This window comes from Massilia sp. Root418, assembly GCF_001425265.1.
Taxonomy (GTDB): Bacteria; Pseudomonadota; Gammaproteobacteria; order Burkholderiales; family Burkholderiaceae_D; genus Rugamonas.
In genome coordinates, this window is sequence record NZ_LMEC01000011.1 from 12,833 (window position 1) to 25,872 (window position 13,040).

The window sequence follows — 13,040 nt, forward strand, 5'->3', positions numbered from 1 at the left end:
TTTGCCCACAAACCTGCGCGCCAGCCCGGTTTTCGGGGTACGAAAACCGTCGGCGGGCCATCTAATGAACGCATTTGTATAAAGTATGGACGCATCAGCCAGCTAATCCTTTAAAATTAGGTTGATTATAACTCTCTCTTTTTAAAAAAGAATTCACCGTATGCGTGCCTCCCGATTTTTTATTTCAACTCTCAAAGAAGCGCCTGCCGACGCGGAGATTGTCAGCCACAAACTGATGATGCGCGCGGGCATGATCAAACGCTTGGGCTCCGGTATCTACACCTACATGCCGATGGGCTTGAAGGTGATCCGCAAGGTCGAAGCCATCGTGCGCGAAGAGATGAACAATGCCGCCGCCATTGAGCTGCTGATGCCGCTGGTGCAGCCGGCCGAGCTGTGGCAGGAGACCGGCCGCTGGGACAAGATGGGGGCCGAACTGATGCGCGTCAAGGATCGCCATGGCCGCGAATTCGCCATCCAGCCGACGTCCGAGGAAGTGATCACCGATGTTGTTCGTTCGGAAATTAAATCCTACAAGCAGCTTCCGTTGAATTTTTACCACATTCAGACCAAGTTCCGCGACGAGCGCCGTCCGCGTTTCGGCCTGATGCGCGGCCGCGAGTTCACCATGAAGGACGCCTACTCCTTCGACCGCGACCTGGCCGGCATGCAACAGTCCTACCAGGTCATGTTCGACGCCTACACCCGCATCTTCACGCGCTTCGGCCTGAAGTTCCGCGCGGTGGCGGCCGACAACGGCGCCATCGGCGGCACCGGTTCGCATGAATTCCACGTGATCGCCTCCACCGGCGAGGACGCGCTGGTGTACTGCCCAACCTCGGACTACGCGGCCAATATGGAAGCGGCCGAGGCCCTGGCCAGCGGCACCCGTCCTGCGCCCGGCGCGGAACTGGTGAAGGCGTCCACGCCAAAGGCCGCCAAGTGCGAGGACGTGGCCAAGCTGCTGGGCACCGAACTGAGCAAGACGCTGAAGACCCTGGCGCTGACCGTGGAGCAAGAGGGTAAAAATGGCGACGTCAGGAAGGACTACTTCATGGTCCTGCTGCGCGGCGACCATGAGCTGAACGAAGTGAAGCTGGGCAAGGTGCCCGGCCTGGGCAACTACCGCTTCTCCACCGAGGCGGAAATCCTGGAAGTGTACGGCTGCGTACCGGGCTACCTGGGCCCGATTGGCACCAAGGCGCCGGTCACCGTGGTGGCCGACCGCACCGTGGCCAACATGGCCGACTTCATCACCGGCGCCAACGAGGAAGACTTCCACTACACCGGCGCCAACTGGGGCCGCGACGTGGCCGAGCCGGCCCTGGTGGCCGACCTGCGCAACGTGGTCGAAGGCGATCCTTCGCCGGACGGCAAGGGCGTGCTGGCAATCGAGCGCGGCATCGAAGTGGGCCACGTGTTCCAGCTGGGCACCGCCTACTCCGAGTCCATGAAGGCTACCTTCCTGGACGAGAACGGCAAGGCCGCGCCGCTGCAGATGGGCTGCTACGGCATCGGCGTGACCCGCATCCTGGGCGCCGCCATCGAGCAGAACTTCGACGACAAGGGTATCATCTGGCCGACCTCGCTGGCGCCGTTCGAGCTGGTGCTGTGCCCGATGGGTTACGACCGCAGCGAGCTGGTCAAGGAAGAGACCGACAAGCTGTACGCCGCCGCGCAGGCAGCCGGCATCGACGTGATCGTGGACGACCGCGGCCTGCGCCCGGGCGCCATGTTCGCCGACTGGGAACTGATCGGCGTGCCGCACCGCGTGGTGATCGGCGAGCGCGGCCTGAAGGAAGGCAACCTGGAATACCAGGGCCGCCGCGAAACCGAAGCGACCGCCGTGCCGCTGGCCGACGTGGTCGAGTTCATCAAAGGCAAAGTGCAGCAGTGAGCACCGCCGCCCATCAGCGCAGGGGCGCGGAACGGCGCCGGTTCTGGGCCCGCCCCCTGCGCTGGTGGCACGTGCTGGCCTTCTCGACCGGCGTGCTGAGCGCGCCGTTCGGCTTTGCCGGCAACCAGCAGGAAGAAGCGCTGGCCGACTCGGTGCGGCTGGCGCTGTCGAATGCCATCCTGGACGCCCGTCCGCCCAAGCCATCGTTTGCCAACGCGGCCGACCGCCAGCGCTACGAGCTGTGGCTGGGGCAGATGTCGGCGCGCCTGAAGCGCAAGCTGCCGGACGAGCAGCTGCGCACCGAGTTCCTGGAAACGGCGTGGTACGAAGCGCGCCGCGCCGGGCTGGAGCCGGGCCTGGTGCTGGGACTGATCCAGGTGGAGTCGGCCTACCGCAAGTACGCGGTGTCCGTGGTGGGCGCGCGCGGCTACATGCAGGTGATGCCGTTCTGGACCAATGTGATCGGCGACAGCGACCGCCGCAAGCTGTTCAACATGCAGACCAATCTGCGCTACGGCTGCGCCATCCTGCGCATGTACATCGACATGGAGAGCGGCAACCTGTTCCTGGCGCTGGGCCGCTACAACGGCTCGCGCGGCCGGCCGGACTACCCGAACGCGGTGCTGGCGGCCTGGAACAACTGGAAAGTCATCCCCCCGATCTGATTCTCCGCAGTGCCGAATTCAGATAAGATGGCTGCCTTTGCGATACGAGGGCAGGCCATGAAAAATCGGATTCAGCGCGCGCGGGCATTGGTTGCCGCGAGCGCCATTGCAGCGATTGCAGCGACCCTCGCCGGTTGCGCAGGCACCGGCTCGCCAAAGAGCCCGCAGGTACAGGCGCCCCAGCCGCCGGCCATGCCGCCAGAGTCCGCGGCGCTCAAGCACATCATCTTCCTGGTCGGCGACGGCATGGGCTTCAACACGCTCACGGCCGCGCGCAATTACGCGGTGGGCGAGTCGGGCGACTTGGCCATCGACACGCTGCCTGAATCGGCTTACGTGAAAACCTATTCCCACGACATGCAGGTGACCGATACGGCGGCTGCCATGTCGGCCTATATGACGGGCCTGAAGGCCAACAACGGCCAGCTTGCCGTCACCGGTTGCGCGCCGGCCGGCGGCGCCGCCGCGCCGCGTGCGCCGGCCACGCTGCTGGAGCTGGCGCGCAAGCGCGGCTGGGCGGCGGGCGTGGTCAACGCGGCCAGCGTCACCGACCCGCTCACGGCGGCGGGCTATGCGCACACTTGCCAGGCCTCGCGCAACGAGGAGATCGCGGCCGCGCTGGTGCCGGGCGGCGCAGGCTATAACGAGCAGCTGGCCGGCGGCCTGGACGTGGTGCTCGGCGGCGGCGCGCAGTACTTCCAGAAGCGCGCCGACGGCCGCGACCTGCTGGCCGAACTACGCGCCCAGGGCTACACGCAGGCGGCCGACGCGGCCGCGCTGGCGGCGCTCGCGGCGGCGCCGGGCGCTGGATCTGCCACATCCGTCGCATCGGCTGCACCGGCCACATCGGCTGCACCGGCCACATCGGCTGCCTCACCTGCTGCTGCGGCCGCGGCGAACAATCGGCGCGTGGTTGGCCTGTTCAACGGCGCGCTGCACGCGCCGTCCGCGACGGCGACGGCTGGCGCTGGCGTGTCCGCGAACGGCAAGGAGCCCTCGCTGCCGGGCATGACCTCGGCCGCCATCGACCTGCTGGCCAGGAGCGGCAAGGGTTTCTTCCTGGTGGTGGGCAACGGCCAGATCGGCCACGCCCAGCGCGCCTCGACCGCGCGCCGCGCCCTGGATGAAACCGTGGCACTGGACGCCGCGCTGAAGACGGCCATCGCCAAGATGCAGGCCATCGACCCAGGCCTGAAGCGCACCCTGATCGTCATGACCGCCAGCAGCGACAGCACCCTGATCCTGAACGGCTACTCCATCCGCACCGGCAAGACCACCGCCACCGAACCGGGCGTGCTGGGCCTGGTGCGCAAGTACACGGACGGCCAGTACTACAAGGACCTGGACGACGTCCCCTACACCATCATCGGCTACGGCAATGGCGTCAACCGCGTGCAGGGCAGCCGCGCCGGCGGCTCGCTGCTGAGCGACGCCATCGTCTCGGAAGCGGCCTACCGCCAGGAAGCCACGGTGCGCATGGCGCCCGGCGCGGCCACCAACGGCGGCACCGACGTCTACCTCGGCGCCATCGGCGCGCGCGCGGCGGACTTCCGGGGCACGCTGGAGAACACGCAGGTGCACACGCTGATCAAGAACGCAGCCGGCTGGTAAAAAGGATTTATATCATATGAAACGCAAGCTGATCATCCCGGCGCTGCTGGCCGCCACCGTTGCCACGGCCGCCGCCGGCGCCCACGCCGGCGAAGCGAAGAACATCATCTTCTTCCTCGGCGACGGCATGGGCCCGACCGCCATCACCGCCGCGCGCATCTACCAGTACAAGGAAGAGGGCCTGCTCAAGTTCGAGCGCATGGAGCGCGTGGCGCGCATCAAGACTTACTCGCAGGACGCACAGACCACCGACAGCGCGCCCTCCATGGGTTCCTACATGACCGGCGTTAAGATCCAGAACGAGGTGATCTCCATGTCGCCCGACACCAAGGCCAGCGCGCCGAAGAAGGATGCGCACGGCAACCTCACCATCGACACCTGCGCTGCCGCCAACGGCCGCCCGGCGGCGACGATACTGGAGCTGGCCAAGGCGCACGGCAAGGCGGTGGGCGCGGTCACCACCACCGAAGCGACGCACGCCACGCCGGCGTCGACCTACGCACACAGCTGCCACCGCAACAGCGGCTACGCCATCGCGGTGCAGGCGGTGCCGGGCGGCGCAGGCTACAACAGCGCGCTGGGCGACGGCCTGGACGTGCTGATGGGCGGCGGCCTCCACCACTTCACGCCCTACAGCGCCGACAATACCAAGGGCCGCGCCGACGGCCGCGACCTGCTGGCCGAACTGGCCGCGCGCGGCTACGCCGTGGCCACGGACCGCACGCAGATGGAGGCGGCCAAGCCGGGCCGCAAGTTCATCGGCCTGTACGCCAAGGAAGACCACCTGGCCTATGAGCTGGAACGCAGCGCCCGCAACGCGAAAGGCGAGGCGGCCACGCAGCCGTCGCTGTCGGAGATGACGTCCAAGGCCATCACGCTGCTGTCGGAGAAGCCCGAGGGCTTCTTCCTGATGGTCGAAGGCGGCAAGATCGACCACGGCCTGCACGACTCGAACGCCAAGCTGGCCCTGGTGGACCTGGTGGCGTTCGACGACGCCATCCAGACCGCCATCGACCGCATGCAGCTGCTCGACCCGGGCCTGCGCAACACGCTCATCGTGGTCACGGCGGACCATGACCATACGCTGGCCTTCAACGGCACGGCGCGGCGCGGCAATCCCATCCTGGACATCGTGCGCAACGCGGACGGCACGCCGGCGCGCGACGCGGATGGCCGCAGCTACACGGCGCTGGTGTTCGGCAACGGACCGAACCGGCCCAATGCGCGGGCGGATGTCGCCAGCGAGACTGCGCTGGGCGACCACTACCACCAGGAGACGGGCGTCCGCATCAAGGGCGAAACCCACGGCGGCGGCGACGTGAAGCTGTACGCGGCCGGCGCGGGCGCGCAGCGTTTCAAGGGGACGATGGAGAACACAAGGGTGTTCGAGCTGATGAAGCAGGCTTTCGGCTTTTGAAGCACGGCGGGTTACGGCGTTCCGCCTAACCCGCCCTACCGTGCGTGCGTAGGGCGGGTTAGCGAAGCGTAACCCGCCAAAGCTGCGGGCGAAAAAAAGGCCCCGGCCGCGCGTGCGACGGGGGCTTGATGTGCGCTGCGCACGCGCAGGCTCTTATTTCAAGTGATCGGAAATCAGCTTGGTCATTTCGAACATGGATACTTGGGCTTTGCCGCCGAAAACGGCTTTGAGCTTGTCGTCTGCGTTGATCATGCGGCGGTTGGCCGCGTCTTGCAGGTTCAGCTTCTTGATGTAGTCCCACACTTTCTTGGTCACTTCGGTGCGTGGCAGAGGGGAGGCGCCCACCACGGCGGCCAGCGAGGCCGATGGGGTCAGTTCCTTCATGAAGGCGGCGTTCGGCTTGCGAGGTGCTGCTGCTTTCTTGGCGGCGGCTGGTTTGGCGGCGGCGGTTTTGGCCGGTGCTGCCTTCTTGGCCGCAGGCTTTGCTGCTGCTTTCTTTGCTGGTGCTGCTGGGGTTTTCTTGGCTGTTGCCATATTCGAGCCTCCTTAACGAACACAGGGAAAAGTTGCGCAATTCAATCGCACGGCTAATATTGGTGGGGATTTGCCGACTATGCAAGTGTTTTTCGAGTTTTTTCTCGGAAACGCCACGTAAAGGCCGCCAGAGTGAAAAAAAGGGGTCAGGGTTAGTTTAAAACGGCTTCAAAACTAACCCTGACCCCTTTGTTCATGCGGCTTGCGCCGCCGCGCAAACCCTTAGCGCAGGCCCGGCATCATGCCCTTCATGGAGCGCATCATCTTCATCATGCCGCCGCCGGAGAGCTTTTTCATCATGGTCTGCATCTGCTCGAACTGGTTCAGCATGCGGTTCACTTCCTGCACCTGCACGCCGGCGCCGGCCGCGATGCGGCGCTTGCGGGTGGCCTTGATCAGCTCCGGCTTGGCGCGTTCGGCCGGGGTCATGGAGTCGATAATGCCGACCATGCGGCGCACCTGCTTGTCCGCCTGGTCCATATTGGCGCCGCCGGCGGCTTGCTGGAACTGGGCCGGCAGCTTGTCGACCAAGCTGGCCATGCCGCCCATTTTCTTCATCTGGCCCAGCTGCGCCTTGAAGTCGTTCATGTCGAACTTGCCGCCCGACTTGACCTTGGCGGCCAGGTCGGCAGCGGCCTTGGCGTCCACGCCTTTGCGCGCTTCTTCCACCAGCGCCATGATGTCGCCCATGCCCAGCACGCGGCTGGCCATGCGGGCCGCGTCGAACGCTTCCAGGCCGTCCAGCTTTTCGCTCACGCCGGCGAACTTGATCGGCTTGCCCGTCACGTGGCGCACCGACAGCGCGGCGCCGCCGCGCGAGTCGCCGTCCAGCTTGGTCAGCACGATGCCGGTCAGCGGCAGCGCGTCGTTGAAAGCCTTGGCGGTGTTGATGGCGTCCTGGCCCAGCATGGCGTCGACCACGAACAGGGTCTCGATCGGCTTGACCGCGTTGTGCACGGCGGCGATCTCTTTCATCATCTCTTCGTCGATACCGAGGCGGCCGGCGGTGTCGATGATGAGCACGTCGTGGTAGTGCTTTTTCGCCCAGTCCAGCGCGGCCAGCGCGATGTCGACCGGCTTGTCCTGCGCGGTGGAGGGGAAGAAGTCGGCGCCGACCTGGCCGGTCACCGATTGCAGCTGGGCGATCGCGGCGGGACGGTAGACGTCGGCCGAGACGGTCAGCACTTTCTTCTTCTTTTCTTCCTTGAGGTATTTGGCCAGCTTGCCGACCGTGGTGGTCTTACCCACACCCTGCAGGCCGGCCATCAGGATGATGGCGGGCGGCTGCTGGGCGAACGAGAGCTGCGACGCTTCCGGGCCCAGGTCGGCGCCCATCAGGGCGGCCAGCTCGCGCTGCACCACGCCCACCAGGGCCTGGCCCGGCGTGAGCGAGGAGATCACTTCCTCGCCCAGGGCTTTTTCCTTGACCTTGGCGATGAAGTCGCGCACGGCCGGCAGGGCCACGTCGGCCTCCAGCAGCGCCATGCGCACTTCGCGCAGCATCTCGGCGGTGTTGGCTTCGGTCAGGCGCGCCTCGCCGCGCATGGTCTTGACGACCTTGGCAAGGCGCTGGGTCAGATTGTCTAGCATGGTCAACCTACTAATTAATATGCATGGTCCGGCGGCAGGCCGGAAAGGCGCCATTTTACCTCATGCGCGCCTTTCTTTCGCTTAGTGCGGCAACGCTATTGCGGCAGCACCAGGCGCAGCACGGCGCCGCCGGAAATGAGCACCAGCACGCCGGGGCCGGCGCTGGCCACGGCCGGGGTGTAGTCCAGGCCGCCGGGCAGGGCGCCCAGCTTGGTGCCGGGCACGCCGTTCACGCCGGCCACCACGGCCTGGCTGCCGTCCGGCCTGGTGCGCAGCACGGTGTAGTTGCCTGGCGTGTAGCGGTTGCCGTCGGGCGCGTTCTGCAGGCCTGCCGGGAGCGCGGCAATGGTGGTGACGACGGCGGCCGGCGTGATCTTGCGGTACACGGGCACGGTGGGCGTGCTTTCCGAGAATTCCTGCACATACAGATTGCCGGCACCGTCGATGCCGGCCAGTGTCGGCGAATAGAAGCGCGCGACCGGGCCGGTACCGTCCACGCGTTCCGGATCGCCGCTGGTGTAGCTTTCCGCGCCGGCGAACAGCTCCAGCTTGCCGGCCGCGCCGATTTTATAGATGGCCCCTCCGCGCCCCGGCTGGTAGCGCACGCGCGCCGGATGCGTGGACAGGAAGAGGTTGCCGGCGCGGTCAACCGCGATCCCGGTGGCGCTGTGCAGCAGGCCGTCGTTGCGGTAGCCGGTGACGACCGTGCCGTCGGACGTGATCTTGCGCAGCGCCAGGCCGTAGGGCTCGGGGAAGTCGACGCTGACGTCGCCGGTCAGGTCGGCCACGTAGACATTGCCGACCGCGTCCACCGTCAGCAGCGACGGGTGCTTGAAGCGCGCCGCCGCGCCCTGGCCGTCGGCCAAGGCGCCGCTGTCGGCAGGGCTGCCGGCCAGTAGCGACAGCCCGGGCGTGCCGGGTGAAGGGAAGAGCTCGAAGCTGAGCACCTTGCCGGTGCCACCGGCGCGCACCAGGATGGATACGGTGGTGGCGTAGTCCACGCTGGCCGGCGGGATGTAGTTCACGCTGGGGCCGCTGGTGGCCGACAGGCTGCCGGGTGAGCCGCTCAGCAGCTGCCAGGTGGCGACGGCCGCGTGGCCCGCCTGCGCGCTCAGCGCCACCGGCGCACCGCCGGCCAGCACCGGCACGGCCGGCCCGGTCACCGACAGGGTGGGTGGGGCGTAGGGGATGCGCGGCACGGTCAGCTTGACGATGCGCTGTCCGGAGAACAGCGCGTAGGTGGCCGGTCCGGCGGGGATCAGGCCGACGGGGCCGCTGAGCAAGCCGGGCAGCTCGCCCAGCACTTCGCCGCCCTGGCCGCTGATGCCGGCGATCACCGTCTTGCTGCCGTCCGCATTCAGGCGCTGCACCACGCCCTCGGCAGGCACGGCGGCGTAGCGCTCGGTGCTGCCGTCGGGCAGGCCGGTGACGTCGGCGGGCGGCGCGCTCACGGTACTGACCTCGCCTGCCGGCGTGATCTTGCGGTAGGGCCAGCCGCTGGCGACGCGCGGGACGTCGAACAGATAGAGGTTGTTCTCGGCGTCGAAGCCGGCCAGCGCCGGGGCGTCGAAGCGGGCCGCAGCCAGCGGGCCGTCCACCAGCGCGTCGCTGGCGGTCTTGTCGTGCGGGGCCACGCCGGCCACCAGCACCGGCTTGCCGTCCGCGCCCAGTTTATACACGGCGCCGCCGTACGCGTTCAGGTGCATCAGCGAGTGGCGCGCGCCGGTGGTCAGGTAGACGGTGCCGTCGCGGTCGGCCATGATGCTGGTGACCGATACCGGGAAGCCGGGCGCCAGGTCGTTGCCGGTCGACAGGGTGGTGACCTGGCCGGCCGCGCTCACGCGGCGCACGCTGAAGCGGTTCTCCTGGGACGGCTGGCCGTCCTGGTCAATCACGTACAGCGAACCGTCCGGTGCGCTGGCCATCAACAGCGGACGGCTGAAGCGGGCCGCCTCACCCTGGCCGTCAATGGCGGGTGCGCCATCGGTGGGGCCGGTGCGGCCGGCCACCAGGGCCAGGCCGGGCTGGCCGGGGTCCGGGTACACGGTCAGCTTGATGGCCTTGCTCAGGCTGCCTACGGCAGCGTGCACGGTGACCTGGGTGATGGCGGCCACGTTAGCGGGCGGCACATAGGTGACAGCCGCGCCGCTGGCGGCCGACAGGCTGCCGGGACTGCCCGCAGCCAAGGTCCAGGCCGGCACGGTGCCGGTGGCGGTGCTGGCGGCCAGGCCGATGGACTTGCCGCCTGCGCTGGTCTGCCATACCGGCGCCGATACGGCCAGCGTTTCAGCGGTGGCGGGCGGCGTGGGGCCGGGGGCGGCCGGCGTGCCGCCGCCGCCACCGCAGGCGCCTAGCGCGAGCAGCGCGGCCAGGCCGGCCAGCTTGGCCGCGCTCGGCAGCCAGGAAATACGTACTGTCATTGATGTCTCCGTGGTGGCAGGTGAAGGAGTTGTCCCATGCGCCAGCATATTGAAAGAGAAATGCAGGCGGCGCGCTGACTGTACCGTGTCCCGGCGGCGCACAAACTCACGCAATGTCACACCGGTGCGGCGCTTTTGTAACGAAGCGTGACAGCGCGGCGCGGCGGCGTGAAAAAATTGTTCTGGATTGCGGGCAACGCTTGTACTATTAATGCAGAAGAAAAATTGGCGTAACAGCACGGTTTGTCATCCACAGGAGACCTTGATGAAATTCAAAGCAATCGCAACGGTAATGGCAATGGCGCTGCTGGTGGCGGGCCAGGGAGCGGCGCAGGCCCAGGAAGTGGTGCGGCTGGGTAACCTGAAGTTCGCCCACTACGGCGCCGTCTCCTATATAAAAGAGATCGCGCCCAAGTGCGGCATCAAGGTTGAGGAACACATGTTCGCCAAGGGGCTGGACGTGATGCAGGCCATTATCGCCGGCGAACTGGACGTGGGCACCACCGCGTCCGAGGCGGCTATTTCCGGGAGGGCCGGCGGCGCGCCCATCGTGGTGGTGGCCGGTTTCGCCAAGGGCGGCGCGCGCCTGGTGGGACGCAGCGACCTGAAGCTCAAATCGGTCAAGGACTTGAAGGGCAAGCGGGTGGGCGTGACGCGCGGGGGCATCCAGGAAGTGCTGCTGCTGGCCGAGCTGCAGCAGGCCGGGCTGACCGCCTCCGAGCAGCCGGGCAAGGATGTGCAGCTGGTGCTGCTGGCCTACGCGGACTTGAACCAGGCGCTGCTGGGCAAGAACATCGACGCCATGATGCAGTCCGAGCCGCAGTCCTCGCAGGCGCTCAACAAGGGCTTCGGCACGGAAATCCTGAAGCCCTACGACACCCCGATCGGCGAGCCGATCCGCACCATGGTGATGACGGAAAAATTCTACAAGGAACGCCGCCCGCTGGCCGAGAAGTTCATGCGCTGCTTCGTCGAGGCCACCAAGACCTTTATCGACCAGCCGGCCGTGGCCGAGAAATACGTGCGCGAGGTGGTGTTCAAGGGCCAGATCAGCAGCGACGACTTCCAGGACGCGATCAGCAATTCGCCGTATTCCTACGACATCACGCCCGAGCACATCCAGACCACCACCGACGTCATGGTGAAAACCGGGGTCGGCAAGATGGCCAAGCCGCCCGTGGCCAAGGACTGGGTCAAGACCGACTTGCTGGACGCGGCCAAGAAAAGCCTGAACGTGAAATAAGGAGGCGGCATGGGACGCATCGCGTGGCGAGAAGTGGGCGTGGGCCTGGTGGTGCCGGCGCTGGTGATCGCGCTATGGCAGGCGGTGGCCATGCTGGGCTGGGTCAACCCGCAGGTGCTGCCCTCGCCGCTGGCGGTGGTGGAGAAATGGATTGCCTATCTGCTGCCGATGCAGCCCTACACCGAAGGCAACTGGCTGCTGTGGGCGCTGTCGGGCGAACTGATCCACGATTCGCTGGGCAGCTTGTACCGCGTGGTGGTGGGTTTTGCCATCGGCGCCGGGCTGGCGCTGCCGCTCGGCCTGTCGATGGGCGCCAGCGCGCGCGTGTACGCCTGGCTCAATCCCCTGGTCCAGCTGCTGCGCCCGATTCCGCCCATCGCCTACATTCCGCTGTCCATCCTGTGGTTCGGGCTGGGCAACCCGCCGGCCGTGTTCCTGATTGCGCTGGGGGCGTTCTTTCCGGTGCTGATGAACACCATCGCCGGCGTGCGCCAGGTCGACAGCATCTATATCAGAGCGGCGCGCAACCTGGGCGCCTCGGGCAGCACCATGTTCCTGCGCGTGATGCTGCCGGCCGCCGTGCCCTATATCCTGTCGGGGGTGCGCATCGGCATCGGCACCGCCTTCATCGTGGTGATCGTGTCGGAGATGATCGCGGTGAACAACGGGCTGGGCTTCCGCATCCTGGAGGCGCGCGAATACTTCTGGTCCGACAAGATCATTGCCGGCATGATCACCATCGGCCTGCTGGGCCTGGCCATCGACGTGGGCATGAACCGCCTCAACAACCACCTGCTGCGCTGGCACCGGGGACTGGAGCATTGATGGACGACCATATCGTCATTTCCAAGGTCAGCAAGGTGTTCCAGACCGCCGAGCGCGACGTGGTGGCGCTCAAGGACATCGACCTGGCCATTCCGCCGGGCCAGTTCGTCTGCCTGCTGGGACCGTCCGGCTGCGGCAAGTCCACCCTGCTCAACGCGGTGGCCGGCTTCGCGCCGCCGAGCAGCGGCCGGATCGTGGCCGGCGGCAAGCCGGTGACAGGGCCGGGGCCCGAGCGCGGCATGGTATTCCAGGAGTACGCGCTGTTCCCGTGGATGACGGTGGCCGACAACATCGCTTTCGGGCTGCAGATCAAGGGCCTGGACAAGGCCGCCATCGAGGCCACCGTGGCGCGCCTGCTGGCCATGCTGTCGCTGAGCGACTTCCGCAACCGCTTTCCCAAGGACTTGTCGGGCGGCATGCGCCAGCGCGTGGCCATCGCGCGCGTGCTGGCGCTCGACTCGCCCATCATGCTCATGGACGAGCCCTTCGGCGCGCTGGACGCGCTCACGCGGCGCAACCTGCAGGACGAGCTGCTGCGCATCTGGTCCGAGCTGAAGAAGACCATCCTGTTCGTCACCCACAGCATCGAGGAAGCCATCTACCTGGCCGACCGCATCGTCGTCATGACCTACCGGCCCGGCACCGTCAAGCGCGACCTGCTAGTGGACTTGCCGCGCGGGCGCGACCCGGCCGCCGCCGGGTTCAACGCCCTCAAGCGCGAGCTGGGCCAGCTGGTGATGGAAGAGCAGCAGCGCCACCACAACGACGAACTGCGCATGGCGGCGGCAGATTAGCCGCCGCCGCAAGCAGCAGCCCCGTAGGGCGGGTTAGCGCAGAG

10 protein-coding genes are annotated in these 13,040 nt (G+C 66.9%); 7 read left to right on the plus strand and 3 right to left on the minus strand.

The genetic code is table 11. The annotated features are described in order from the left end of the window. The first annotated feature begins 160 nt into the window (after positions 1-160). From ASC94_RS07620 to ASC94_RS07635, 4 genes are read left to right on the plus strand one after another with little or no spacing between them, the layout of a single operon-like run. Positions 161-1,897 carry a proline--tRNA ligase gene (locus ASC94_RS07620; RefSeq protein ID WP_056392931.1) on the plus strand — a complete coding sequence of 579 codons (1,737 nt, stop codon included), beginning with the start codon at positions 161-163 and terminating at the stop codon, positions 1,895-1,897. 56 nt (positions 1,898-1,953) lie between these two features. Continuing rightward, positions 1,954-2,562 carry a lytic transglycosylase domain-containing protein gene (locus ASC94_RS07625; protein ID WP_056394917.1) on the plus strand — a complete coding sequence of 203 codons (609 nt, stop codon included), beginning with the start codon at positions 1,954-1,956 and terminating at the stop codon, positions 2,560-2,562. 57 nt (positions 2,563-2,619) lie between these two features. Beyond that, a complete protein-coding gene (locus ASC94_RS07630; RefSeq protein ID WP_056392933.1) occupies positions 2,620-4,173 on the plus strand; it encodes an alkaline phosphatase in 1,554 nt (517 codons plus the stop codon). A 16-nt stretch (positions 4,174-4,189) separates the two neighbouring features. Next, a complete protein-coding gene (locus ASC94_RS07635) occupies positions 4,190-5,590 on the plus strand; it encodes an alkaline phosphatase (protein ID WP_056392935.1) in 1,401 nt (466 codons plus the stop codon). 153 nt (positions 5,591-5,743) lie between these two features. Here ASC94_RS07635 and ASC94_RS07640 read toward each other — a convergent pair whose 3' ends face one another. The 3 genes from ASC94_RS07640 to ASC94_RS07650 all read right to left on the minus strand — a co-directional run bounded on the left by ASC94_RS07640 (position 5,744) and on the right by ASC94_RS07650 (position 10,134). Further along, positions 5,744-6,124 (minus strand): SWIB/MDM2 domain-containing protein, encoded by a 381-nt coding sequence (locus ASC94_RS07640; RefSeq protein ID WP_056392937.1) that lies wholly within the window; start codon positions 6,122-6,124, stop codon positions 5,744-5,746. Between the two features lie 222 nt (positions 6,125-6,346). Then, complete coding sequence (gene ffh, locus ASC94_RS07645; RefSeq protein ID WP_056392938.1) at positions 6,347-7,714, minus strand: signal recognition particle protein; 1,368 nt, start codon at positions 7,712-7,714, stop codon at positions 6,347-6,349. Positions 7,715-7,809: 95 nt separating this feature from the next. After that, positions 7,810-10,134 (minus strand): hypothetical protein, encoded by a 2,325-nt coding sequence (locus ASC94_RS07650; RefSeq protein WP_056392940.1) that lies wholly within the window; start codon positions 10,132-10,134, stop codon positions 7,810-7,812. 265 nt (positions 10,135-10,399) lie between these two features. On the opposite strand from ASC94_RS07650, the gene ASC94_RS07655 reads away from it, so the two are divergent. Genes ASC94_RS07655 through ASC94_RS07665 form a run of 3 tightly spaced genes read left to right on the plus strand, consistent with a single transcriptional unit; the run spans position 10,400 to position 12,996 of the window. Next, the gene (locus ASC94_RS07655; protein ID WP_056392942.1) at positions 10,400-11,377 is read left to right on the plus strand and encodes an ABC transporter substrate-binding protein; all 978 of its coding nucleotides are present in this window, start codon (positions 10,400-10,402) and stop codon (positions 11,375-11,377) included. A 9-nt stretch (positions 11,378-11,386) separates the two neighbouring features. Further along, positions 11,387-12,202 (plus strand): ABC transporter permease, encoded by an 816-nt coding sequence (locus tag ASC94_RS07660; protein ID WP_056392944.1) that lies wholly within the window; start codon positions 11,387-11,389, stop codon positions 12,200-12,202. Continuing rightward, complete coding sequence (locus tag ASC94_RS07665; protein WP_056392947.1) at positions 12,202-12,996, plus strand: ABC transporter ATP-binding protein; 795 nt, start codon at positions 12,202-12,204, stop codon at positions 12,994-12,996. Before ASC94_RS07660 ends, ASC94_RS07665 begins: the two co-directional genes overlap by 1 nt. Positions 12,997-13,040: the final 44 nt, after the last annotated feature.

Coding starts and splice junctions, on each gene's coding strand:
- ASC94_RS07650 (WP_056392940.1), bottom strand. CDS start 10,134: ATGACAGTACGTATTTCCTGGCTGCCGAGCGCGGCCAAGCTGGCCGGC.
- ffh (WP_056392938.1), bottom strand. CDS start 7,714: ATGCTAGACAATCTGACCCAGCGCCTTGCCAAGGTCGTCAAGACCATG.
- ASC94_RS07665 (WP_056392947.1), top strand. CDS start 12,202: ATGGACGACCATATCGTCATTTCCAAGGTCAGCAAGGTGTTCCAGACC.
- ASC94_RS07655 (WP_056392942.1), top strand. CDS start 10,400: ATGAAATTCAAAGCAATCGCAACGGTAATGGCAATGGCGCTGCTGGTG.
- ASC94_RS07635 (WP_056392935.1), top strand. CDS start 4,190: ATGAAACGCAAGCTGATCATCCCGGCGCTGCTGGCCGCCACCGTTGCC.
- ASC94_RS07640 (WP_056392937.1), bottom strand. CDS start 6,124: ATGGCAACAGCCAAGAAAACCCCAGCAGCACCAGCAAAGAAAGCAGCA.
- ASC94_RS07630 (WP_056392933.1), top strand. CDS start 2,620: ATGAAAAATCGGATTCAGCGCGCGCGGGCATTGGTTGCCGCGAGCGCC.
- ASC94_RS07620 (WP_056392931.1), top strand. CDS start 161: ATGCGTGCCTCCCGATTTTTTATTTCAACTCTCAAAGAAGCGCCTGCC.
- ASC94_RS07660 (WP_056392944.1), top strand. CDS start 11,387: ATGGGACGCATCGCGTGGCGAGAAGTGGGCGTGGGCCTGGTGGTGCCG.